The sequence below is a fragment of the Pseudoduganella sp. S-14 genome, from assembly GCF_049913285.1.
GTDB lineage: Bacteria > Pseudomonadota > Gammaproteobacteria > Burkholderiales > Burkholderiaceae_D > Rugamonas.
In genome coordinates this window covers 3262668-3284583 of the sequence record NZ_CP183991.1, presented here as the reverse complement: position 1 = coordinate 3284583, position 21916 = coordinate 3262668, and the positions used below count along the sequence as shown (strand labels likewise).

General features: G+C 63.5%; 19 protein-coding genes. 7 read left to right on the top strand and 12 right to left on the bottom strand.

Features of this window, described 5'->3' with window-relative positions:
* Nucleotides 1-3: 3 nt before the first annotated feature.
* On the top strand, nt 4-1515 hold the full coding sequence (locus ACN9MZ_RS15100) for a HAMP domain-containing sensor histidine kinase (protein ID WP_426337815.1): 1512 nt from the start codon (nt 4-6) through the stop codon (nt 1513-1515).
* A 3-nt stretch (nt 1516-1518) separates the two neighbouring features.
* Here ACN9MZ_RS15100 and dcd read toward each other — a convergent pair whose 3' ends face one another.
* The gene (gene dcd / locus ACN9MZ_RS15095) at nt 1519-2085 is read right to left on the bottom strand and encodes a dCTP deaminase (protein WP_090443665.1); all 567 of its coding nucleotides are present in this window, start codon (nt 2083-2085) and stop codon (nt 1519-1521) included.
* Nucleotides 2086-2126: 41 nt separating this feature from the next.
* Nucleotides 2127-2966: an alpha/beta fold hydrolase gene (locus ACN9MZ_RS15090; protein ID WP_426337814.1), complete on the bottom strand. Its 840-nt coding sequence runs from the start codon at nt 2964-2966 to the stop codon at nt 2127-2129.
* Between the two features lie 159 nt (nt 2967-3125).
* On the opposite strand from ACN9MZ_RS15090, the gene ACN9MZ_RS15085 reads away from it, so the two are divergent.
* A complete protein-coding gene (locus ACN9MZ_RS15085) occupies nt 3126-4592 on the top strand; it encodes a rhomboid family intramembrane serine protease (RefSeq protein ID WP_426337813.1) in 1467 nt (488 codons plus the stop codon).
* Here ACN9MZ_RS15085 and ACN9MZ_RS15080 read toward each other — a convergent pair.
* The 6 genes from ACN9MZ_RS15080 to ACN9MZ_RS15055 all read right to left on the bottom strand — a co-directional run bounded on the left by ACN9MZ_RS15080 (nt 4577) and on the right by ACN9MZ_RS15055 (nt 12677).
* Nucleotides 4577-6028 (bottom strand): hypothetical protein, encoded by a 1452-nt coding sequence (locus tag ACN9MZ_RS15080; RefSeq protein ID WP_426337812.1) that lies wholly within the window; start codon nt 6026-6028, stop codon nt 4577-4579. The two genes, ACN9MZ_RS15085 and ACN9MZ_RS15080, sit on opposite strands and share 16 nt — an antisense overlap.
* Before the next feature lie 105 nt (nt 6029-6133).
* The gene (locus ACN9MZ_RS15075; protein WP_426337811.1) at nt 6134-8623 is read right to left on the bottom strand and encodes a DNA internalization-related competence protein ComEC/Rec2; all 2490 of its coding nucleotides are present in this window, start codon (nt 8621-8623) and stop codon (nt 6134-6136) included.
* Between the two features lie 25 nt (nt 8624-8648).
* Entirely contained in the window at nt 8649-9452 is an 804-nt protein-coding gene (locus ACN9MZ_RS15070; protein ID WP_426337810.1) for a TatD family hydrolase, read from the bottom strand.
* A gap of 10 nt (nt 9453-9462) precedes the next feature.
* Nucleotides 9463-10140 carry a lipoprotein-releasing ABC transporter ATP-binding protein LolD gene (gene lolD, locus ACN9MZ_RS15065; RefSeq protein ID WP_426337809.1) on the bottom strand — a complete coding sequence of 226 codons (678 nt, stop codon included), beginning with the start codon at nt 10138-10140 and terminating at the stop codon, nt 9463-9465.
* Nucleotides 10133-11395 carry a lipoprotein-releasing ABC transporter permease subunit gene (locus tag ACN9MZ_RS15060; protein WP_426337808.1) on the bottom strand — a complete coding sequence of 421 codons (1263 nt, stop codon included), beginning with the start codon at nt 11393-11395 and terminating at the stop codon, nt 10133-10135. Before ACN9MZ_RS15060 ends, lolD begins: the two co-directional genes overlap by 8 nt.
* Nucleotides 11388-12677: a lipoprotein-releasing ABC transporter permease subunit gene (locus ACN9MZ_RS15055; RefSeq protein WP_426337807.1), complete on the bottom strand. Its 1290-nt coding sequence runs from the start codon at nt 12675-12677 to the stop codon at nt 11388-11390. Before ACN9MZ_RS15055 ends, ACN9MZ_RS15060 begins: the two co-directional genes overlap by 8 nt.
* A gap of 26 nt (nt 12678-12703) precedes the next feature.
* On the opposite strand from ACN9MZ_RS15055, the gene ACN9MZ_RS15050 reads away from it, so the two are divergent.
* Nucleotides 12704-13693, top strand: a complete 990-nt coding sequence (locus tag ACN9MZ_RS15050) for a hypothetical protein (RefSeq protein ID WP_426337806.1) — start codon at nt 12704-12706, stop codon at nt 13691-13693.
* Nucleotides 13690-15384, top strand: a complete 1695-nt coding sequence (recJ, locus tag ACN9MZ_RS15045; protein WP_426337805.1) for a single-stranded-DNA-specific exonuclease RecJ — start codon at nt 13690-13692, stop codon at nt 15382-15384. Before ACN9MZ_RS15050 ends, recJ begins: the two co-directional genes overlap by 4 nt.
* On the opposite strand, the gene ACN9MZ_RS15040 is transcribed toward recJ, so the two are convergent.
* Genes ACN9MZ_RS15040 through ACN9MZ_RS15030 form a run of 3 tightly spaced genes read right to left on the bottom strand, consistent with a single transcriptional unit; the run spans nt 15385 to nt 18085 of the window.
* A complete protein-coding gene (locus ACN9MZ_RS15040; protein WP_426337804.1) occupies nt 15385-15837 on the bottom strand; it encodes a YybH family protein in 453 nt (150 codons plus the stop codon).
* Between the two features lie 32 nt (nt 15838-15869).
* Nucleotides 15870-16646, bottom strand: coding sequence for a type VI secretion system baseplate subunit TssG (locus ACN9MZ_RS15035; RefSeq protein ID WP_426337803.1), 777 nt, complete (start codon nt 16644-16646; stop codon nt 15870-15872).
* Nucleotides 16643-18085 carry a type VI secretion system baseplate subunit TssF gene (locus ACN9MZ_RS15030; RefSeq protein WP_426337802.1) on the bottom strand — a complete coding sequence of 481 codons (1443 nt, stop codon included), beginning with the start codon at nt 18083-18085 and terminating at the stop codon, nt 16643-16645. Before ACN9MZ_RS15030 ends, ACN9MZ_RS15035 begins: the two co-directional genes overlap by 4 nt.
* A 132-nt stretch (nt 18086-18217) precedes the next feature.
* Between ACN9MZ_RS15030 and ACN9MZ_RS15025 the strand changes: the two genes are divergently transcribed.
* The 3 genes from ACN9MZ_RS15025 to ACN9MZ_RS15015 are packed head-to-tail and all read left to right on the top strand — an operon-like array spanning nt 18218 to nt 19669.
* Nucleotides 18218-18655, top strand: a complete 438-nt coding sequence (locus tag ACN9MZ_RS15025; RefSeq protein ID WP_426337801.1) for an MbcA/ParS/Xre antitoxin family protein — start codon at nt 18218-18220, stop codon at nt 18653-18655.
* Complete coding sequence (locus tag ACN9MZ_RS15020; protein ID WP_426337800.1) at nt 18656-19339, top strand: RES family NAD+ phosphorylase; 684 nt, start codon at nt 18656-18658, stop codon at nt 19337-19339.
* Between the two features lie 9 nt (nt 19340-19348).
* Nucleotides 19349-19669 carry a DUF2288 domain-containing protein gene (locus ACN9MZ_RS15015; RefSeq protein ID WP_426337799.1) on the top strand — a complete coding sequence of 107 codons (321 nt, stop codon included), beginning with the start codon at nt 19349-19351 and terminating at the stop codon, nt 19667-19669.
* Here ACN9MZ_RS15015 and ACN9MZ_RS15010 read toward each other — a convergent pair.
* A complete protein-coding gene (locus ACN9MZ_RS15010) occupies nt 19632-21659 on the bottom strand; it encodes a bifunctional 2',3'-cyclic-nucleotide 2'-phosphodiesterase/3'-nucleotidase (protein ID WP_426337798.1) in 2028 nt (675 codons plus the stop codon). The two genes, ACN9MZ_RS15015 and ACN9MZ_RS15010, sit on opposite strands and share 38 nt — an antisense overlap.
* Nucleotides 21660-21916: the final 257 nt, after the last annotated feature.

Sequence of the window (21916 nt, the reverse complement as noted above, 5' to 3'; positions counted from 1 at the left end):
GCCGTGGGCCGCCTGTTCTGGAAGTTCTTCTTTTCGATCCTGCTCGCCCAGGTCGCCGCCACCGCCGCAATCGGCGGCGCCGTGTGGCTCAAGGCGCGCGCTGCCGCTGAAGCGCGCCCTTCCGATATCGAGACCGGTCCGCCGGCGGAGATGTCGATCGAATCCGCCGCTGCGACCCTGGCCTTTGGCGGCACCGACGGCTTGCGCCAGCTATTGGAGAATATGCCGCGGCATCGCGTGTATGCCGTTGGCGACGATGGCAAGGAGCTGCTGGGGCGCATCACGACGCCAAGCATGCTATCGGAAGCGCAGAAGATGCTCGCCAGCCCGGACCCGCGCGGCGTGCGCCAGGTGACTGCCCCAGACGGCCAGCGTTACCTGCTGTTCCTGCCTTCGCGGCGCCACCAGGGCACGCTGGACGCGCCCGACTCCCGTACCCTGCTTGCAGGATCGGGCATCCCCGGCCTGGACCCGCGCCCTTTCCGCCGCCCCGATAACCGCCGACCTGCGGCGCCTCCACCGGACGGGCCGGCGAATCCACACGCCGCGGGCCAGCCGCCGCCCGAGCCGCCACCCGGCGCTGGTGCGGGCGCTCCCCCACCCCGCTTCCGGCCATTGACGCCCTTTATTCCCATTGGCGCCGCCGTGCTGGCAAGCCTGCTGTTCGCCGCCTTGCTCGCCTGGTACTTTGCGCGCCCCATCCGCGCATTGCGCCAGGCCTTCGACGCTGCAGCCAGCGGCGACCTCGCGCCACGCTTCACGGCCAAGCCGCGCGCTGGCGGCGACGAACTCACCACCCTGGGCCGCGATTTCGACCGCATGACCGGCCGCCTGCGCGCCCTGCTTGACGGCCAGAAGAATCTCCTGCACGACGTCTCGCACGAACTGCGCTCACCGCTGGCCCGCCTGCAGGCAGCCATCGGCCTGGCCCACCAGCAGCCGGAAAAGACGGCCGCCTCGATGGAGCGCATCGAGCGCGAAAGCGTACGAATGGACAAGCTGGTCGGCGAACTGCTGACCCTGTCGCGCCTGGAAGCCGGCGCTTTCGACGCGCCAAAGCAGGAATTCAGCATCGGCGAACTGCTCGATGACATCGTGCAGGATGCAAAATTCGAAGCTGCCAGCAACGGCCGCGAAGTGCATTTCAGCGGCACCGCCGACGCACAGCTGACCGGCCAGCCCGAATTGCTGGCGAGCGCCGTCGAAAACGTGGTCCGCAACGCGATCAAGCACAGCCCCGCCGGCGGCAAGGTCGAAGTGGAAACCGTACTTGACGCGCGCTTCATCCGCATCCGCGTCATGGACAGCGGACCGGGGGTAGCACAGGAAGACCTGGGGAAGATTTTCCAGCCCTTCTACCGCAGCAGCAACACGGAAAAGGACGTGGATGGACATGGACTGGGCCTGGCAATCGCCCAGCAGGTAATACAGCAGCACGGCGGCCGCATCGCCGCCGCCAATCGAAGCGGCGGCGGGCTTTGCGTGGAACTCTCGCTCCCTTTGCTCAGTGCCTGACGCTTAAGCCTTCGGCAGGGTCACGCCATGCTGGCCCTGGTACTTGCCGTTGCGGTCTTTGTACGAGGTTTCGCAGATTTCGTCGCTCTCGAAGAACAGCACCTGGGCGCAGCCTTCGCCAGCGTAGATCTTGGCTGGCAGCGGGGTGGTGTTCGAGAATTCGAGCGTTACATAACCTTCCCACTCCGGCTCGAACGGAGTCACGTTGACGATGATGCCGCAACGCGCATAGGTCGACTTGCCCAGGCAAACGGTCAGTACATTGCGCGGAATGCGGAAATATTCGATGGTGCGGGCCAGCGCGAAGGAATTCGGCGGAATGATGCAGACATCGCTCTTCACGTCGACAAAGGAGTTCGAATCGAAGTTCTTCGGATCGACGATGGTGCTGTTAATGTTGGTGAACACCTTGAATTCGTCGGCGCAGCGAATGTCGTAGCCGTAGGAGGAAGTGCCGTAGGAAATCACCTTGCGGCCGTCCACGGCACGTACCTGGCCGGGCTCATACGGCTCGATCATGCCGTGTTGTTCCGCCATGCGGCGTATCCATTTGTCGCTTTTAATCGTCATCGCAGGTGCTTTCTGGTTTAAATAATGGTGCGGATTTTACATCAGGCGAGCATGCGCTGGGGCGCTTGGCCGACCTGCAGCTCGCTGCCTAGCATCTGGCGGATCAAATCGCGTGTCATTTCGGCCGCGAGGCGCGGCATCTCCATCGGGAACAGGTGGGAGCCGCGCATCATGCGGAAATTGCGCCCCACCAGCTTGCGCGTATGTTCCAGGCCGGCCTGCCGGTTTTCCATGGAGTTGTCGCCTGCCACATAGCCCACCGGCACGGGGAACTGGCCCTTCACCAGCGTGCCGATATGGTGCGGCAGGCTGCGGTAGATGGCGGTTTCGGTTTCGCGGCTGAAGCGCAGTTGAACGCCTTCCGGATGTTCGACCAGGCCGTGTTCCAGATAATCGAGCAGGACGCCGGGCGCCCAGGCGCCGAAGATTTCCTTGCTGGCGAAGTGACGCAAAGCTTCCTTGTGGCTCGCCCAGATGTTGCGGCGCTTGGCCGAAAAGCGCGCAGGGGAATAACGGTCGGAGAAGCGGGTGCCTTTGAACATGCGCCAGAATTGGGCGCGCCAGCCGGCAACCACGGGGGAATCGAGCATCACCACGCAGCGCACCAGCTCAGGGCGCTGAGCCGCAGCCATCAGGCTAAGCAGGCCCCCCAGCGAGTGGCCAACCAGGATCACCGCTTCCTTCTGGTAGCGTGTTTCGAGCTCTGCGATCAGTTCCTCGACCAGCTTGGCCCAGCCATCTTCGACCGGATAACGCGGGTTATGGCCGTGCATGTCAAGCGCCTGCACTTCGAAATCCTGCTCGAGGTACTCGAAGAATTGGCGGTAGGTCCCTGCCGGGTAACTGTTCGCGTGGGCGAAATGGACTTTCGGTTTCGTCATTTACTTACACTAAAAGCAACGGCAACAAGTGTTTCATGCAAAGCATGTAATTATCGCTCAGGATCACCTCGCATGCCAGTAGCGGGCATCGACGCACGTCTTTGAGAAATGTCCAATTGGCAATAAAATGTACCTCTTGTACAGCATAGCGCCCCTTTCATGATTATTATCCCCGTAGAAAACCGGCCCGATTGGAAAAATCCGCCTGTTGCGACTCTGCTGCTCATCCTCGTCAACGTCCTGGTCTTCTTTGTCTATCAAGGCAAAGACCCGCAACGGATGGAGCAGTCCTACCGGTGGTATGTCGAATCAGGCCTCTACGAGCGCGAAAAAGAGCCATTTCGCCACTACCTGAGCCGTACAAGGCCCGAGTTGCGGGAGGATCTCGATGCGGCTGGCGGCCAGGCCACGCCGCAGCTGCGCGACGCGCAGTTCCAGCATGCGGCCTACGATTCGCAATTCTCCCAGGCTTTGCACCAGGAGCTGGATGGCGACCCGGAGTGGCGGGAGGATCGCAGCCGCTTCGAGCAATTGGTCAATTCTGTCAGCGGCAAGGCGTATGCGTTCAATGCCAGGGAAGCGCGCTGGGATACCTGGATCACCAGTATGTTCCTGCACGGCGACTTTGGCCACCTGCTGGGGAATATGGTATTCCTGTTCCTGTTCGGCTTTGCTTTGGAGATCGCGATCGGGCGCGGTGTATTCCTCCTGCTCTACCTGTGCAGCGGACTGGGCGGCACGTTGTTGTTCTGGATGTCGAACCTTGGTACCGATCACAGCGTAGTGGGCGCCTCGGGTGCGATATCGGGCTTGATGGGCATGTATATCGCCGTGTACGGCCTGAGAAGAATCAACTTCTTCTACAACGTGATTTTCTTCACCGGACAGGTGCGGGCACCGGCCCTCATCGTCTTTCCCATCTGGGTAGGCTATGAGTTGTTCGGGGCGAGCAACGGCAATGACGGGATAGCGCACTGGGCCCATACGGGCGGACTGTTGTTCGGCTACGTGCTGCTGGCCCTCTGGATGCGCCTGGGCCTGCAGTACAACCGCGATTTTGTCGAGAAGATTGACCACGACGCGCCATTCAAGTCCGCGCTGTCGCGGATTCAGGAGCTGGTCGTCAAGATGAAGCTGGATGAAGCGCGACAAACGGCTGCGCAGTTGGTCAAGGCGCATCCGCATGATGCGCGTGCGTGGCGCGCCTTGTACGGCGTCGTGAAAATTTCTCCCGCGAGCCGGCAATATCACGAGACCGTGCACGCCTTGTTCAAGCAGGCCGGCAATGCCGCCCGCGACCCGGCGCTGCAAAAACTGATCGAAGAGGTGGCGCATGCATACACTGGGGCCGGTGGCGCGACACCCGCGCTGACGGAGTCGGTGTCGCTCCTGCTGGCGCCGCGCCTCGGACGCGTCGAGCATGTCAAGCCGCTCGCCGTCCTGGCCGAACGCCTGCTGGAACGGCAATGCAGGCACGAAATGATGCCAAGAATCTTGCAGTCGGTCGCCAACCTGTCTGCCAAGGCACAGCTGACGGCCCAGGCGCAGCGCTACCGCGACCAGTTACGGGAACGCTTCCCCGAGTCGGAAGAAGCGCGCCAATTGGCCACTCACACGGCAGCCTGACTCATCTGTCCGAGCGACAGGATCACCTTGCGGTATTTCTCGACCTCGCCGGCGATGGCATGGCCGGCATGATGCTTCAGCAGGAAATCGAGGATCATGACGGCCTTGCCATCGTCGCGCAAGCCTTCCGAATAGATGCGCGCCAGCAGGTAATAAGCCGCCGGCAGCTCGTCGCTGGTAGGCGCCTCCTTGTGCAGCATGCCAATCAGCGCAATCGCCGGCTTGAACCGTTTTTGGATGAAGTACTCCTCCGCCAAGGCCCGCCGCACGGCGATGCTTTTCGGCTTGTAGTGCGGCACCACCTGGCATGCCGCTTCCAGGACGGCGATCATGCGGCTCTTGCGCTGCATGTCAAGCAAGGCCTGGAGATAACGCTCGGTATGCAATTGCACGCGGTCCGGATCGCCACCCGACTGGCAGAGCAGCTTGTGGTGATAATCCAGGACGTGCAGGTCGTTCGGGTAGTCGGCGACCATGCCGGCCATATGCCGCAGCGCGTCCGGGTAACGGGATTCCCGGACCAGTATCACCGCGCGGGCCAGCTCCAGGGCGCGATCATCCGCAGGCCCGGCCGCATGTTCATCGTCGGGCTCGATGCCCAGGTCTTCGTGGTGCTGGAACAGCAGGTATCCCATCATCGCGCCCATGACCATGTTGAAATAGGCAGTGCTTGCGACGAGGATTGCGATGAGCACATAGGGATAGTGCTCCGCCAGGTGAGTCAGTGTCGCAGCCGGCATGAGTCCAATCGCCCGTTCCGGGCCTTGCGCCGTGATGAGCAAGACCAGAAGGAGGCCGAGATAGGACCAGCCGATGCGCCATGCCAGTTGCACTACCTGGATGGGATCGAGGGCGTCGCGCAAGGTACCGTGGATCGCCAGCAGCATGATGCTGGCCGGCAGCAAGCCCGACAGGAAGACGATCATGGCGGCACCCAGCAAGCCGAAGCGCCCCAGGCAGGCCACGGCGATGCCGTAGGCCAGCATCAATCCAAGCAACTTGAGCGTCGTTGGATTGCCGTCGAACAAATCTGCAATGCTGGGCGGCCGCGTCCTGCCCTGGCTGCAAAACTCGATCACGCGCAGGCTTTGCCGGACGCCCAGCGCAACCACAATGAAAATCGGCAGGAAGATCAGGATGCTGTGCGGGTCGAACAGCTTCGCCGATGCACTGGCCAGGCCGGCGAGCAAGGCGAGGAAAATCAATCCGTTCAGCGCAAACGGATAGGCGAAGAAACGGGGCATTTGCGACCAGAACGAGGGCTGCGCATTGCCGACGCCGAGGTAGCGCATCTTGCCGGTGCACAGCGTGCAATACAGCGAATGGGTCGACTGGGGCGAGGCCGGGAAGCACTCCTGGCACAGGAGCGTGCCGCAAGCGACGCAATTCCAGTTTGCCGCCCTGTCCGCGTGATACCCACAATAATCAGTTGCCACGATGCTGCACCTTCCGCTCGAACGATAGTCAAATAGTCAAGATGATAACATTGATTTGTGGCAAATACCATAATAACGTTGTCATCAAGCACATCCCGGCATCGGTCAGCGTCCATGCCAGTAGCGCCGATGTTGCGCGCGCCATGCGCTGACGTCCGTGCGATCACCGAACGTCAGCGACACTGCGCCCGCCTCGTCGGTGCGCCAGATGCCGGCGCCCAGGTCCACGTATCGTTGCAGCACGTCGGCACGCGGATGGTGGTAGCGGTTGCGGTAGCCGAGCTGGAAAATCCCGTGCTGCGGCCGTACCGCAGCCAGAAAGGCCGGGGTCGACGAGGTGCCGCTGCCATGATGGGGCACAAGGAGCACATCGGCACGCAGCTTGTCCGGCACAGCCGCTACCAGCGCTGCTTCCTGCTTGGCTTCAATATCGGCCGGCAACAGCAAGCTGCCGCTCCTGGCGGTGATGCGCAGGGTACAGCCGCGGGCATTGGGCTTCAGGCCCGGGTCTTCATAACTGGCTGCCGACGGGTGCAGCATTTCGAATCGGATGCCGTCCCACTCCCATTGTTGCCCCGCCACGCAGTGCGCGTGCCGCGGCGACGCTTGCGCTATCGGGTGACCGGCCGGCAGCGATGACAGCACCCAGCCGGTACGAATGTCGCGCAATATCGCCAGGGCGCCGCCGGAATGGTCAGTGTCGCTGTGGGTGACGATCATTCCATCCAGGGCGGTGATGCCGCGCGCCCGCAAGTAAGGGAGAATCACCCGGTTGCCGCCGTTGGTTTCCGGGCTGTAGGCCGGGCCGGTGTCATACAACAGGCGATGACCGCTCGTTTCAACCAACATGGCCATGCCCTGCCCTACATCGAAGGCGATTACGCGCAACTCGCCGGCTGGCGGGCTTTCCGGCCGTGCGGATAGCAGGGGCAGCCAGCAGGCCAGGCCGAGCCAGCGCAGGGGCCAGCCGCGAGGCGCCAGCATCCAGGCCGTTCCGGCAAGGGCGAAGACAAAAATGGGCCAGGCCGGTGTGGGGGCGGACCAAACGGCCAGTGGCTGGGACGAGAGCCATTGCAGCATGTTGAGCAGCGCCTCCAGCAGCCAGTGCGCGCATTGCAGCGCCGGCGCGGCCAAAGGGGCCGGCAAGACGCTGCCCGCAAGCGCCAGCGGCGTGACCAGCAGGCTGATGACGGGGATGGCGATGGCGTTCGCCAGCGGGCTGATCAGGGAGACTTGGGAAAACAGCAGCATCGTCAGCGGAACAAGGCCCACCGTTACTGCAACCTGCGTTACGGCAGCCAGGCGCAGGTTCTCGCGCAGGCGGACGAACCATGCCGCTTTCCACCGGCCTCCGGGCTTCGAATCGCCATCAATGGGTATCGACGACGCTGCAACCGGTGCGACTTCGGCGGCAGGCCCGGAGCCTGCCGGCGACATCCGGCCCACCGTCGCATACAGGATCGCAGCGACTGCGGCAAACGACAGCCAGAATCCCGGCCACATCACCGCCCAAGGGTCGAGGATCACCACTACGGCTGCGGCCAGGGCCAGCACATGCGAAATGGCTGACAGCCGGTCCAGCCACAGCGCGAGCGCCACAACGGCCAGCATGTACAAAGTCCGCTGCGCCGGCACCCCGAATCCCGCCAGCGCCACGTAGCCCCACGCCGCAAAAAAGCCGGCAATCGCCGCCAGCCGCGCCGCAGGCAGCAGCAACGGCAACTGCCATTCCGGCATGAAGAACGATTTTCGCCAAAGCCACCCGGCCAGCCACGCCACCAGGCCGGCGATCATGGTGATGTGCAAACCTGATATGGAAACGAGATGTGAAATCCCCGTGCGGCTGAACATTTGCCAGTCCAGCTGCGAGATCGCGCGCTGGTCGCCCATCGCCAGCGCGATGACCACGCCCGCATAGCGCGCATCCGGCAATGCAGCGTTGATACGCTCGCGGATTGCGTAACGGGCGCGCTCGACGGCGTTATGCGCGGTCGGCATGAATTCGGCCAGCCGTTCGTTGCTGCCCCCGGCGCGCACATACCCTGTGGCGCGGATGCCCTGCTCCAGCAGCCACAATTCATAGTCGAATCCATAGGGGTTGGCATTGCCATGCGGGCGCTGCAGGCGAACTTTGAGCCGCCAGCGCTCGCCCGGCAGCAGTTCGGGCGGCGGCGCGCCGCCGCCAGCGCGCATCCCGGCATACCAGGACAGGACGATGCGCGGCGGAACGGCCGATGGCGACTCAACGGCAAAATTGAAGCGAATGCTGCCATCCTGCCGGCTTGCCAGGCTGTCGATTGTGCCGACGATCTCGAAGTCGCGGCCCTCGTCCGCCTTTGCAAGTTCATCGGACAGGGTGCTTTGCGCGACCAGGGCGGCCCAGGCGAAACCGGCCAGTGCACCGGCCATAGCGGCAAGTCCCGTACGCAGCAAGGAAAAGGCAAGGCGGCGGGCGCGCCACGCAGGAACCAGAACGGCCAGGGCAGCCAGCACCGCGCCGAGCGCGCAGGCCAGCTGGACGCCCGCTCCCGGCAAGACTGCCTGCGCCTGCAGCCACGCCACGCCGCCGATCAGGCCGAGGATTGCGCAGCGCATCTCCCCTCCCCGGCTGGCTGGCCGGTCAGGCGGCCATCAAGGCCCGCAAGCGCGGCATCACATCCAACGCATTCCGAGTTGTCGCCGTAGCGACCCCGGCTGGGTCCTCGCCACGCAAGGTCGCCAGCGCTTCGCCGATCCCTGCCACCTCGGCCGGCGTGTTCACGCCCGGATGCACCCAGGAAGGCGCAATGTCCGGCGCATCCGTCTCAACGACGATGGAGGACAGCGGCAATTCAGCCGCCAGGCGCCGGATCTGCAGCGCGCGGGTGAAAGTCAGGTTGCCGCCAAAGCCCAGCTTGAAGCCCGCATCGATATAGGCCCGCGCTTGCTGGAAACTGCCGTTGAACGCATGGGCGATGCCGCCCGCAGGTCCCAGCTGCCGCACATGCTTCAGCACCTGGTCCTGCGACTTGCGTACATGGCACAGGACCGGCAATTCGAAATCCCGTGCGATCTTGAGCTGTTCGCGCAGGAAGAACACCTGCTTCTCGCGCATCTCAGGCTCGCACAGCATGGGAATAAAGAAATCCAGGCCAATCTCGCCGACCGCCACGAAGCGCGGATCGTCCATCGCCTGCGCAACGGCCTCGCGCATGTACGCCAGGTCATCCTCCACGGCATGCGGCACGTAGATAGGGTGGATGCCCAGCGCGTAACTGGCATTCGGCGCCTGGTGCGCCAGCCCGCGCACCACCGGGAAATTGGCGCGGTCGACCGCAGGTATCACCACCATCCCCACGCCGCGTTCCTGCGCCCGCGCAGCCAGCGCCAGCGCTTGGTCGCCGAATTCGTGGGCATCAAGGTGGCAATGGGTATCGATCCACATGGCGCGGTCCTCAGGCGGGATTCAAGCCTTCGTCGGTCAGGCGCAGCATGCGGTCGCAGCGCTCCGCCAGGCTTGCGTCATGGGTGACGATGATGAAGGCCGTGCCCAGCGTGCGCGACAGCTCAAGCATCAGGTCAAACACCTTCTCCGCGGTCGAATGATCCAGATTGCCGGTCGGCTCATCGGCCAGCACGCAAGCGGGTTGCGTTACCAGCGCGCGCGCCAGGGCCACGCGCTGGCGTTCGCCGCCGGAGAGCTCGCCCGGCACGTGCGTTACGCGCTTTTCCAGGCCCACGCGCGCCAGCATTTCACGCGCCGCCTGCTCCGCCTCGGCGCGCTTGACGCGACGGATCAGCAAAGGCATTGCCACGTTGTCCAATGCCGAGAATTCCGGCAGCAGGTGGTGGAACTGGTAGACGAAGCCCAGCTCGCGGTTGCGCAAGTCGCCGCGCGCCGCCTCGTTCATCGAAGCGAAGTCGCTCCCTTTCAGTACCACGTTGCCGCTGGTTGGCGTATCCAGGCCGCCCAGCAGGTGCAGCAGCGTCGACTTGCCGGAGCCCGAAGCCCCGACAATCGCCACCCGTTCGCCGCGCGCCACCGACAGGCTGATCTTTTCCAGCACCTTGACCTTGTAGCTGCCCTGGGTGAAGGTTTTGCCGAGGTCGCGGCAGGTCAACACATTACTCATAGCGCAGCGCCTCCGCAGGCTTGACGTTGGCCGCCCAGCGGCTCGGGTACAAGGTCGCCACGAACGCCAGCAGCACGGCAACCACGCCGATCACGCCGACATCGGACCAATGCATGTCCGATGGCACGGAGCTGATTGTGTATATATCTTTAGGCAAGAACTGCACTCCCAGGAGGTTTTCAATAAATGGAACGATGACGTCGATATTCAGCGACACCAGCACGCCGCCTGCCACGCCAAGCGCGGCGCCAAGCAAGCCAACCAGCGCGCCCTGGATCACGAAGATCTTCTGGATCGAACGCGGCGAAGCGCCGATCGTGCGCAGGATGGCGATATCGGCCTGCTTGTCGGTCACGGTCATGACCAGGGTCGACACGAGGTTGAAAGCCGCTACCGCCACGATCAGCGCCAGCACCACGAACATCATGCGCTTCTCAGTTTGCACTGCCGCGAACCAGGTCGCATTGAGTTTTGACCAATCCCGTACAGTCATTTCCTTTGGCACCAGCTTTTGCAGCTCGCCAGCCACTTCCGGCGCGCGGTGCATGTCCGCCAGGCGCAGGCGCAGGCCCGCCGGGCCTTCAAGCCTCAGTAGCTTCCGGGCATCCTCGAGATGGATGAAGACCATGCTTTCGTCGAACTTCTGGTGCCCCGCCACGAAAACGCCGGCCACGGTGAAGGTACGCATGCGCGGCACGATGCCAGCCGGAGTCACGGTCCCCTGCGGCAGCACCATGGTGACCTTGTCGCCGAGATTGACTTGCAAGGCGCGGGCCATGTCGATTCCCAGCACGATGCGGAACTCGCCCGCCTTCAGGTCGTTGAAACTGCCGTAACGGGTAGTCTTTGCCAGGTCGGACACGTTCGGCTCCACTTCGGGAAGCACGCCGCGCACCACCGCGGGCCGCAGCGCCTCGCCGCCGTGCGACAGCATGGCCTCGGCCTGGACGAACGGCGCGGCGCCCTTCACTTCAGGATTGGCTTGCAGCTTGTTGGCCAGGTCTTGCCAGTCCGGCAAGCTCGTGCCCCGCTCGAAGACTTCCACGTGGGCCAGTACCGACAACATGCGGCCCGTGACGTCCTTGCGGAAGCCGTTCATCACAGACAGGATGATGATCATGGCGCCGACGCCAAGCGCGATGCCGCCGATCGAAATCAGCGAAATGAAGGAAATGAAGCTGTTGCGGCTATTGCGCTTGCCCGCACGGGTATAGCGCAGGCCGACGATCCATTCGAATGGCAGGTTTTTACTCATAACGCAGGGCCTCCGCAGGTTTGACGCGGGCGGCCCACCAGCTTGGGTAGAGGGTCGAGACCAGTGCCAGCAGCAAGGACGTTACGCCAATCGAGGCGACATCGCCCCAGCGCAGGTCCGAAGGCACGGCACTGATGAAATAGATTTCCTTGGACAGGAAGTGCACGCCGAACAGGCTTTCCAGCCCGCCTACGATTGTCCCTACGTTCAGTGCCAGCAGCACGCCGCAGGCAACGCCGATGGCCGTGCCGGCGACCCCGACCAGGGCTCCCTGGACCACGAAGATCTTCATGATGGAAAACGGCGACGCCCCAAGCGTGCGCAGGATGGCGATATCGGCTTGCTTGTCGGTCACCGTCATCACCAGCGTGGCGACCAGGTTGAAGGCCGCTACCGCGATGATCAAGGTCAGGATAATGAACATCATGTTCTTTTGCGACTTCACGGCCGCGAACCAGCCGGCATTGAGCTTGGTCCAGTCACGAATCACCAGCTGGCCCGGCAAGACGGTGCGCAATTCATTCGCCACGGCTGGAGCCTTCTGCATATCCTGCAAACGCAGGCGCATGCCGAACGGGCCGGCAACGTTGATCAGTTCCTGCGCGTCGGCCAGGTGGATCAGCGCCAGCGCGGAGTCGAACTCGTTATGGCCGGATTCGAAGGTGCCCGCCACGGTGAAGGAGTGCAGAGTGGGCGCCATGTTCGAGGTGGAATTCCCCTGTGCCATCGCCAGCGCCACCTTGTCGCCCGGCTTCACTTCCAGTTCATTGGCCAGTTCCGCACCGAGGATGATGTGGGAGGAGCCGGGCTGCAAGAGCTCCAGCGTGCCTTGTTTCATCTGCTTGCCGATATCGGAAACCTTGGGCTCTTCGCCCGGCAGGATGCCGCGCACAAGGGATGGACGCATCAAGTCGCCGCCATGCACCAGCATCCCTTGCAATTCGATGAACGGCGCTGCCCCCTTCACCTGCGGGTTGCGGGCCGCCAAAGCCGCGGTGGCACGCCAGTCGCCCAGGCCGGCCCCACTCACTTCGTAGACTTCCACATGCCCAAGCACGGAAACCATGCGCTCGGTCACCACCGTCTGGAAGCCGTTATAGACCGATAGCACGACAATCAAGGCCGTGACGCCAAGAGCGATGCCTGCCATCGAAATCGCGGAGATAAAAGAGATAAAGCTATTGCGCCCATTGCGCCTGCCAGCGCGTGTGTAGCGCAAGCCAACCAGCCATTCAAACGGCATTTTTATTAAATTGACACAGTAAAGCCCGCAGTTTGCCATATAAAGAGTTTCCACTACAATGCCGCATGGCTTCCACGACTGTCGTCCTCCCCTTCGCATTGCCGCCCGCCGAACTGGCCCCGGAACTCTCCCGCAACCTGCAGGCGCCGTCCCTGGCGATGTTACTTTCACGCAATAGCTTGCTGGAAAAGCATGTTATCGGCGACGATAGCCGCATATTGCCGCATGAAGCATGGCTGGCCCGTGCGCGCGGCGGCCTTGCCGCAGCCGTCATGCACGGCTTCGGCCTGGCGCCGAAGGAGGGCTATTGGTTCATCGTCCATCCAGTCCACATCCAGCTCGCCCGCAACCATCTGGTCCTGGCCGATTCGCGCCGTTTGCGCCTGGACGAGGCGGATTCGCGCGTGCTGTTCGACCTGGCCAGGCCGTTTTTCGATGAGCTGCTTTGGGGCGACGCCGAGACCTGGTTCATGCGCGCCGACGGCTGGCACGGCCTGGAGGCCGCCTCCCCCGATGCCGCCATGGGCAGCAACCTGGCCGACTGGATGCCGTCCGGCCCGAACGCCCTGGCCTTCAAGAAGCTGCAAAATGAGATCCAGATGCTGTGGCACGAGCATCCCGTCAACGAAGCCCGCCAGCAGCGCGGCCTTGCGCCCGTGAATTCATTCTGGATGTGGGGCGGCGCGCAGGCGGAAGCCCCCATAGCCGAGCACCAGCCGATGACCGTAGCCACGCCCGCGGCGGCAGTCGTGCCATCCTGGCTGAAAGCCCTCTCGACGGGCAGCACTGCGGCGGCGCCGGGGGCACATGGACCGGTCGTGCTGCCCCACCTGATTCCCATGGGCGCCGGCAATGACTGGGGCGCCTGGCTGGGCGCCATGCAGCAACTGGAACACGAATGGTTCACCCCCTTGCTGGCCGCCCTGCGCAACGGCAGCACAAATGAACTGACAATGATCCTGACCAGCCGCGAAGGCTGGACTGAAATCCGCACCGGCAAAGCCGCGCTGCGCAAATTCTGGCGCGCACAGAACCTGAAGAACCTCACGCAATGACCCGTATCGCCATCCGTCCCTGCCCGTCGCAGGAAGCCGAACTGCTACGCCAGGGCGGCATCCACCCCGTGCTGGCCCGTCTGTTTGCCGCGCGAGGCCTGAACAACCCAGCAGAAATCTCCAGCGAACTGGCGGCGCTGATCCAGCCCTCCGGCCTGCTGCACATCGACCGTGCCGCCGAATTCCTGGCCGACTCCATCGCTGCCGGTAAACGCATGGTCATCGTTGCCGACTACGACTGCGACGGTGCCACTGCCTGCGCCACCGCCATGCGCGGCTTGCGCGCCATGGGCGCCAAGGTGGACTTCATCGTCCCCAACCGCTTCGAATACGGCTACGGCCTGACGCCGGAGATCGTCGATCTGACCGCGCGCGAGAAAGCGCCCGACATCATCATTACCGTCGATAACGGCATTGCCAGCATCGAAGGCGTGGCAGAAGCCAAACGGCGCGGCATCGACGTCGTCGTGACCGACCACCACCTGCCCGGCGATAGCCTGCCCGACGCCCGTGTCATCGTGAACCCCAACCAGCCCGCTTGCGGCTTCCCGTCCAAGCACCTGGCCGGCGTGGGCGTGGTGTTCTACGTGCTGCTGGCGCTGCGCGCCGAAATGCGCCGGCGCGGCGTATTCGATGCGCAGTCGCAGCCAAAGCTCGATTCCCTGCTGGACCTGGTCGCCTTGGGCACGGTCGCCGACGTGGTGCGCCTGGATAGCAATAACCGCATCCTTGTCGCCCAGGGACTGAAGCGCATGCGCGCCGGCCGCATGCATGCCGGCGTGGCTGCCCTGTTCCGCGTTTCCGGACGCGCCGTGCGCACCGCCTCTCCTTTCGACCTGGGCTTCGCCCTCGGCCCGCGGCTGAACGCGGCCGGCCGGCTGGAGGACATGTCGCTCGGCATCGAATGCCTGTTGACGGACGACGAAACGCGCGCCTGGGAACTGGCGCAGCAGCTTAACGACATCAACCTGAAGCGCCGCGAGATCGAGGCGGCAATGCAGGATGCCGCATTGCTGCACCTGGACGATTTCCAGCCCGCCGACAGTACGACGATTTGCGTCTACGACGAAAGCTGGCACCAGGGCGTGATCGGCATCGTGGCCTCACGCCTGAAAGAACGCTTCTACCGCCCCACCATTACCTTTGCTCCTGCCGGCGACGGCCTGATCAAGGGTTCCGGCCGTTCGATCCCCGGCTTCCACCTGCGCGATGCGCTGGACCTGGTATCCAAGCGAGCGCCTGGCGTGATCGACAAGTTCGGCGGCCATGCCATGGCAGCGGGCCTTAGCATGCGCGCCGAAGCCTTCGAGCATTTCTGCGCTGCCTTCGAGGCGGTCGGCCAGGCCTGGCTGAGCGAATCGCAACTGGAGCGCGTGGTCGAAACCGATGGTCCTCTGGAAGACAACTGCTACACCACCCAGTTCATCGAACTGCTGGATGGCCAGGTATGGGGCCAGGGCTTTGCGCCGCCGGTCTTCTGCGATGAATTCCGCGTGCTAAGCCAGCGCATCCTGAAGGACCGGCACCTCAAGCTGATGCTGGAAAAGAAAGGCGTACGCTACGACGCTATCTGGTTCGGCCATACCGATGCGCTGGGCGAACGGGCGCGCGTGGCCTTCCGCCTGGATGCCAACGAATACAACGGCGTGACCCGCGTCCAGTTGCTGGTGGAGCACGCCGAACCGGCTTGATTACGGCTTCCTGCAATCGCAGACTCGTTCGCCCTTGTCGAACACGATGCGCCATTTGCCTGGCGCGTCCTGCCGCCAGACCGAGTTGAAGCGGCCGGTAACCTTGCCTTGCGGGTCGCGCACCGGGCCGGACGAATGCGCCAGGGTGCCGGAGTCGAGCACTTCGACCTGGTCCGGCTCCCAGTTGAACGGCGGCTCCGGCTTTTCATAAAACGCTTTCCATTCGGCGGCTACGGTATCCCTGCCGCGCAAGACCTTGGGGCCGCTATAGAAAATCGCCTCGTCCGCCAGGAAGGAAGCGAATGCCTGATGATCGCGCCTGGCCATTGTGGCCGCGAAGGCGCGCTCGGTATCGGCGACCTGCTGTTTCAACTCCGCGTTACTGGGCGGCGCCTTGATGGTGGTGCATGCAGCCGTCGCCGCAAACGCCAGCAGCGGGATCATCTTCTTCATTCTGCCTCCTCGCTTTGTTTTCTGGCCAAATACTAGCAAAGCCGATAACGCAAGTCATCCCTTTCGCCCGGCGGCTGCGTGGCCAGCAGCGCGTCATGCCCCAGGCGTGCCCCGGTTCCCAGTTGCGCAGCTGCGCTCACGCCAGCACCAAGGTGTACGCGAGCCTCGGCCTGGATGCCGCTGTCCTCCGCGGAGGCCTGCCATAACCGGCCCAATGCCAGCGCGTCCCTGCCGCCGGGCAGGAACGCCGGGGCCGATTGCGCGCCAAGCGGGCCGACATGGACCTGCACGGCGCTATCGATCCGCCACAGGCGTTCGCCAAGGAGCGCCCCGTCCCCGCAGCACGCGTTGCCGCTTCCGAGGGCACTGGCCTGCCATGGCGGCAGCATTTCCCAGCGCCCGGCAAACTGCTCGATCCATACCGGCACGCCCAGGGCATGCGAAAGCTGTTCGCCAAGCGCCCTCGCCCTGAGCGGGCCGCGCAGGAGCGGCAATTGCGGCAAGGGCGTGTATTCGGGACGGCCTTCACGCCATGCGGCGCAAAATGCATCGATTGCCGGTGCCGACAACAGGTCGATGAAGGCGCGTGCCCCGGCACTGGCCGCGCGCGCCACGGCCTCCGTGTAGTAGTAAGGCAGCGCGCCCGCCATGCCGAGCAAGCCTATGCACCCTGGGGTGATCGCTCCGGTGTCCAGCCCAACCACGTCGCAGGCGGGGAATGCCAGGGACAGGCTGTTGCGCCATTCCGGCGCGCCAAGCATTCCTGCCAGCTGGAAGATGGCATATCCGGTTGCATCGGCCGCGATCATTCCATCAGCTTGCCGGCATTCCTCGCTTTGCATCGCATCAGCTCCTCTCCGGTGGCGGCCGACACCAGGACCAGCCGGCTAAATGTGTTGATGTGCGCGCACTCGCCAAAGAAGCGGTCCATGACTTGCGCGAACAGCAGCATGCCGCAGCCTGCGAATGCCCCTTCCTCGACTTGCAATCGGATTTCAGTGCCGGCAAGCGGCAAGGCGCGGCCGGGGCGCAGTAGCGCGGGCCGCATCGCCAGCCCTCTCACTGCGCCGATGATTGCGCGGCTCGCAGGGGAATGATCGGTTGCCTGGCTGGCCATCAGTTCGCGCAAGGCATGGGCATCAAGCGGCAGGCGGTCCAGCGCCAGCAAGGCGTTGAGCTGCCAGCGGCAGCCGGGACCTCGAGCCGGCCGTGCCAGCACTTTCTCCCGCTCGCAGCAGGTCACATCGACCGATGCGACCGTGCCGGCCGGCCAGGCGTACGCGCCGTGGAAGGCGATGCGCCATTCATGGCCTGCCGGCGCATCGTCGACACTGCGCACGCTCCATCCCACGTCCTCCGCACCGCCGACATGAACCCGGTCAATGCTGAAGATCTCCAGTTCGGGCGGGACCGACAGCAGGTATTCGGCTCGGCGCCCATCGATGCGGATGGGCGAAGCGGCGACACGCTGCAGGCATGCGCGCGCCGTCCAGCCGGCGCGCAGGTGGCTGGCTTGCAGTGTTTGCAGGAGGCGCACCGGGGGCGCCGGCAGCCTCAGTTTCGCGCTCCTGGCGCCAGCGAACGGGGACAGGTCAAGGCGCAGGATATTGAAGCGCGCGGGAAAAGTGAAGTACTCGCGCAGCAGCGCCAGCCCGGCGTGCGCGCCAGGCGCACGGGGGAGCAGCGCTTCCGCCGGATCAAGACCAGATGGCTTGAATGGCCAGCGCGCAATCGGCAGCCACTCGCCGGCATCGTCCCCGCGGAGGGCCGGCGCCGAGCCTGTCTCGCCAAGCAGGACACGGCGCAAGGCCGCACTGAAAGCGGGGTCGCCGTCAATGAAGATGTCCAGGACGTTGGCAGGGCCGCCCGGGCGAACGGCCTTGCCGAGATCAAGCTCCAATTCGACCGAGGCCTGCGGGCCGTGGTGGTAACTGGCGGAGACGATTGCTGCGACCGGCTCTGCACCAGGCGACAGGCCAATCCAGCACGCGGGGAACGGTTGCAACTGCCCCGGGAAATGCAATTGCAGCAAATGCTCATCCTGCTGGCAGCGCGCCCTCTGCAAGGCCAGTGCCGTCCGCGCGTGGACGGTGGCGACACCCTGCACCAGCCGGTCGACATGGGTGTCCTGCGGCCAGTCGCGCAGGCCAAGCTGCCCCGCCAAGCCAGGATGCCGCTCAGCCATCCTGCCCGCATTCGCCGCGAATCGCCGCAGTTGGCCCTCCAGCGCAGCAAGCATTTTCTCCATCGTGCGTCCTTCGTCGATGATTTTATGCAATATTGACAGCGGGCAGCACGCCGCGTTTTGACACTGCACAAACACATTCAACTTGAAATAAATGCGGAAATGGAGTATAAATAATCCATAAACGGAGGACATATGAATCCCGCATTTGCCTACCCCGACAGCGAATACACAATTCCCCAACCAGTCGACCTGAGTCGCAAAGAGGAACGTGAACGCCTGTCGCACGCCGCCCTCAAGGGCTTTTTCAAACTGGCCGCCGCCTGGAAATTGCGCGACGACGACGCCCGCGAATTGCTGGGCGGCCTGTCCAGCAGCGCCTTCTACGAGTGGAAAAAGCACCCCGACCGCGTGCTTGAAGTCGACCGCATTACGCGTATTTCCTACCTGCTAGGGATCTACAAGTCGCTGCACATCATTTACGGCGACAAGCTGGCCGATGAGTGGGTCAGCCTTGCCAACCGCAACAGCATTTTCGGCGGCCGAACCCCGCTCGATTACATGGAAGCCGGCGGCCTGCTCGCCATGCAAACCGTGCGCCAGTTGCTCGACGCTCGTCGCGGAGGCCTGTAATTGCCGCCATTTCGCCTGCTGCGCCAATTCGACACCGTGCGCCTGATTCCGTCGCGCTTCGTCTATAAAGAAGATTCCGTGCTGGCCGCCCTCGCCGATAACGACGCCGAGCTGCACCAGCTGTTTGAACTGGATAACGCCACCAATGCCCGCCTGCGCGCCGAACACGGCGGCGCTATCGGCATCAGCATCGAAGAACTGGTTTATTACGTTCCCAATTACCGCAGCATCAATGCGGCCTTTACCTACGCCCGTCCACAAGGCAGCCGCTTCAACGACGGCCAGCGCGGCGCCTGGTATTGCGCCTTCGAGCACGAAACGGCGCTGGCGGAAGTGATTTTCCACAAGACCGTGGAATACGCCGAAATCGACCGTTTCGACGACAGTGTCAGCTACCAGGCCCTGCTCTCGGACTTCAGCGCCCAGTTCCACGACATCTGCGGCCAGCCCGAATATGCCGCTTGCCTGGACCCGGACAGCTACGTCGCATCGCAACGGCTGGCGCGCAGCCTGCTGGCCGAAGGCTCGACTGGTATCATCTATCCAAGCGTGCGCCGCACAGGCGGCACCAACCTGGCGTGCTTCCGCCCAGCGCTGGTGGGCAATGTTCGCAAAGGCCCGGCGTATCGGTTAACATGGCGGGGTTCGCCGACGGCGATCGTCGAGCAGATTCCCACGATTTAAGAGTTGAAAATGCAGCTGAAACCAGAAAAAGACGCGGAACTCCGCGCCAAAGTCAACCGCGAAACCGCACGCATCCCGTGGAGCGAACTGCTCAAGCACTTCGCCCAGGGCAATGTGGTGTGGGTGGCCGATGAGCTGGACCTGGTGGACGTCGCCGTGCGCATCGCCCACGACGACAAGGCCAGTATTTCGGCCTGGATGGAGGCCGGCCAGGTCGCCAAGGTCTCGGACCAGCAGTGCCAGGAATGGATCGCCAGCGACGCCAAGCTCTGGGCCAGCGTCGTCAGCCCGTTCATTCTCGTCCAGCAGGAGAAGCGGAAGCCGCATTAAGGTCGATCGCATACAGCGCGTAGCCTTTCCCGCCTCCATCCTCTTCCTTCAGCAGCGATACGCCGGCCAGCCCGGCCTCGCGTGCCAGCGCCAGCTTGCCTGGCGCCGAATGAAATACTACCGGCCCACTCGTCTTTACCGGCGCAAAGCGCCAGCTGCGCGCCGAGCCATTGTCCCGGCGGCTCAGGTGCTGTACCGACTTGATGTAGGCGATCAGCACCGCACGGTTATTGTCCGGCGACGCAAAAATGGTCTTGCTACCATCCAGCCCCGGGAAACCGCCGCCACCGCTGGCCCGGAAGTTGTTGGTTGCGATGATGAATTCCTGGTCTGCCCGCACCGCCTCACCGCGCCATGACAGGCCTTTGATGCGCTGGCCGGGAGCTTGCGTCACGTCGATCTGGTAGCGCACATCAGGGTCCGTCAGCATATCGAAATTGAAGCCCGCAAAGCCCGCATTCACCAGCTCCTGCGGCTCACTGCGACTTGGATCGATGGTATTGAAGCGGCCGGCGGCCTTCTCCAGCCAGGCTTTCAGCGTCGCGCCATCGACCTTCACGGCGTGCAGGTCGTTCGGGTACAGGTACAGGTCTGCCGCGTTGTTCAAGGCCAGCTTGCCTGGCGCCACGTCGGTGTAATCGGCCACGCCAGCCGCGCCAGTCTTGAACGGCGCGGACATCGACAGCACCGGCAACTGGGCATATTGCGGCATGTTGGCCTGGATATGGCGGCGCACATAGTCGGCCTGCGCCTGGTTCACCACCTGGATCGCCGATACGTCGCCGACATCGGCAAAGTAAGCGGACATGCGGAAGTCCGTATCGCCAATCGGCGTCTTGACGTAGGCGATGGTCGCCTCATGTTCGGTTTTCGCCAGCGCGGCGATTTCCGGGTCCGGTTCGACGAAGCTGCGGTCGGGACGCTGGATGTTGCGGGTTTCGACTTTCGCCGCACCGGCGTCGGACACCCAGCGCTTGCCGTCATGGCGCAGCGCGAGCTGGATCACGCCAAGATGCTTGCCCCAAAGACCCGGCATCACAGTCGGCACGCCATGAACCCGCCCCTGGACCTTGTCGACATCAGGCATGTTAAAGCCGGCTGCCTTGCTGGCGGCGTTCGGAAACACATCATGCGAATGCCCCAGCAGCAGCGCGTCAATGCCCGGCACCTGCGCCAGGTAAAGGCTGCCGTTCTCCATCGACGGCACATAGGCAGCGCCATCCAGCCCGGCATGCGAGATCGCAACGATCACCTCCGCACCTTTGGCGCGCATCTCGGGAATGTAGCGTTGCGCCGTCTCGCGCCACCCTTCCGTGCGCACGCGGCCTTCCAGCCAGCGCCTGTCCCAACCCATGATCGCTGGCGTCGTAAAGCCGATGATGCCAACCTTGACCGTGGTGGCAAGCGGCTTGCCATCCGGCCCGGTAGCGGACACACGCTTGTCGATGATCAAGTACGGCTCGAATAACGGCACACCGGTGCGGGCGTCGACCACATTTGCCAGCACCACCGGAAATGCCGGGCCCGCGCAAGGCTGGGCACGCACCGAAGCGCCTTCCGCGCCGAAGCGGCTGGCGGTGACCTGCCCCAGGTAATCCAGGCCCCAGTTGAATTCATGGTTGCCAACCGAGCCGCCTTCAAAGCCCAGCGCATTCATGGCCTTGTAGATGGCCAGCGGCTGGCCGCATCCGACCGGTGCCACCAATGCCTGGTAGTCGCCCAGCGCCGTGCCCTGGATCGTGTCGCCATTATCGAGCAGCAGTGAATTTGGGAATTCCTTGCGCGCCTGGCGGATCAGGGTCGCGGTGCGCTCCAGCCCCAGCGAAGCGTCGGGCGCCAGTTTGTAGTAATCGTAACTGCGAACATTGGCGTGCAGGTCCGTCGTCTCGAGAATCACGAAAGCGGCCTGCGAGCCCTGCGGTGGCTTAGCGGGAATGCTGCTGCAGCCCGCCAGCAGGGTCACTGCTGGCGCGAGGAAAAGAATGCGCATTTATTGTCTTTTAAATGAAATTTACTGATGAAAGTTTGCCCGCGCCATTGTTATAGCCTTGCAATCTAAAGAATTGCAGATAGCACCCTCGGGCGCGCAAACTGGCTTGCAAAATTATATGGAAACTTTGCAACAGCGCCACGTTGACGCAAATAAGTGTTCGATTATCAATACGCAGTCGTATGATCCACCTCAACCTTCAGCCATCTGCCAAAAGGAAAAAACCATGGACATTCTTCTGGAACCAGCTCGACAAC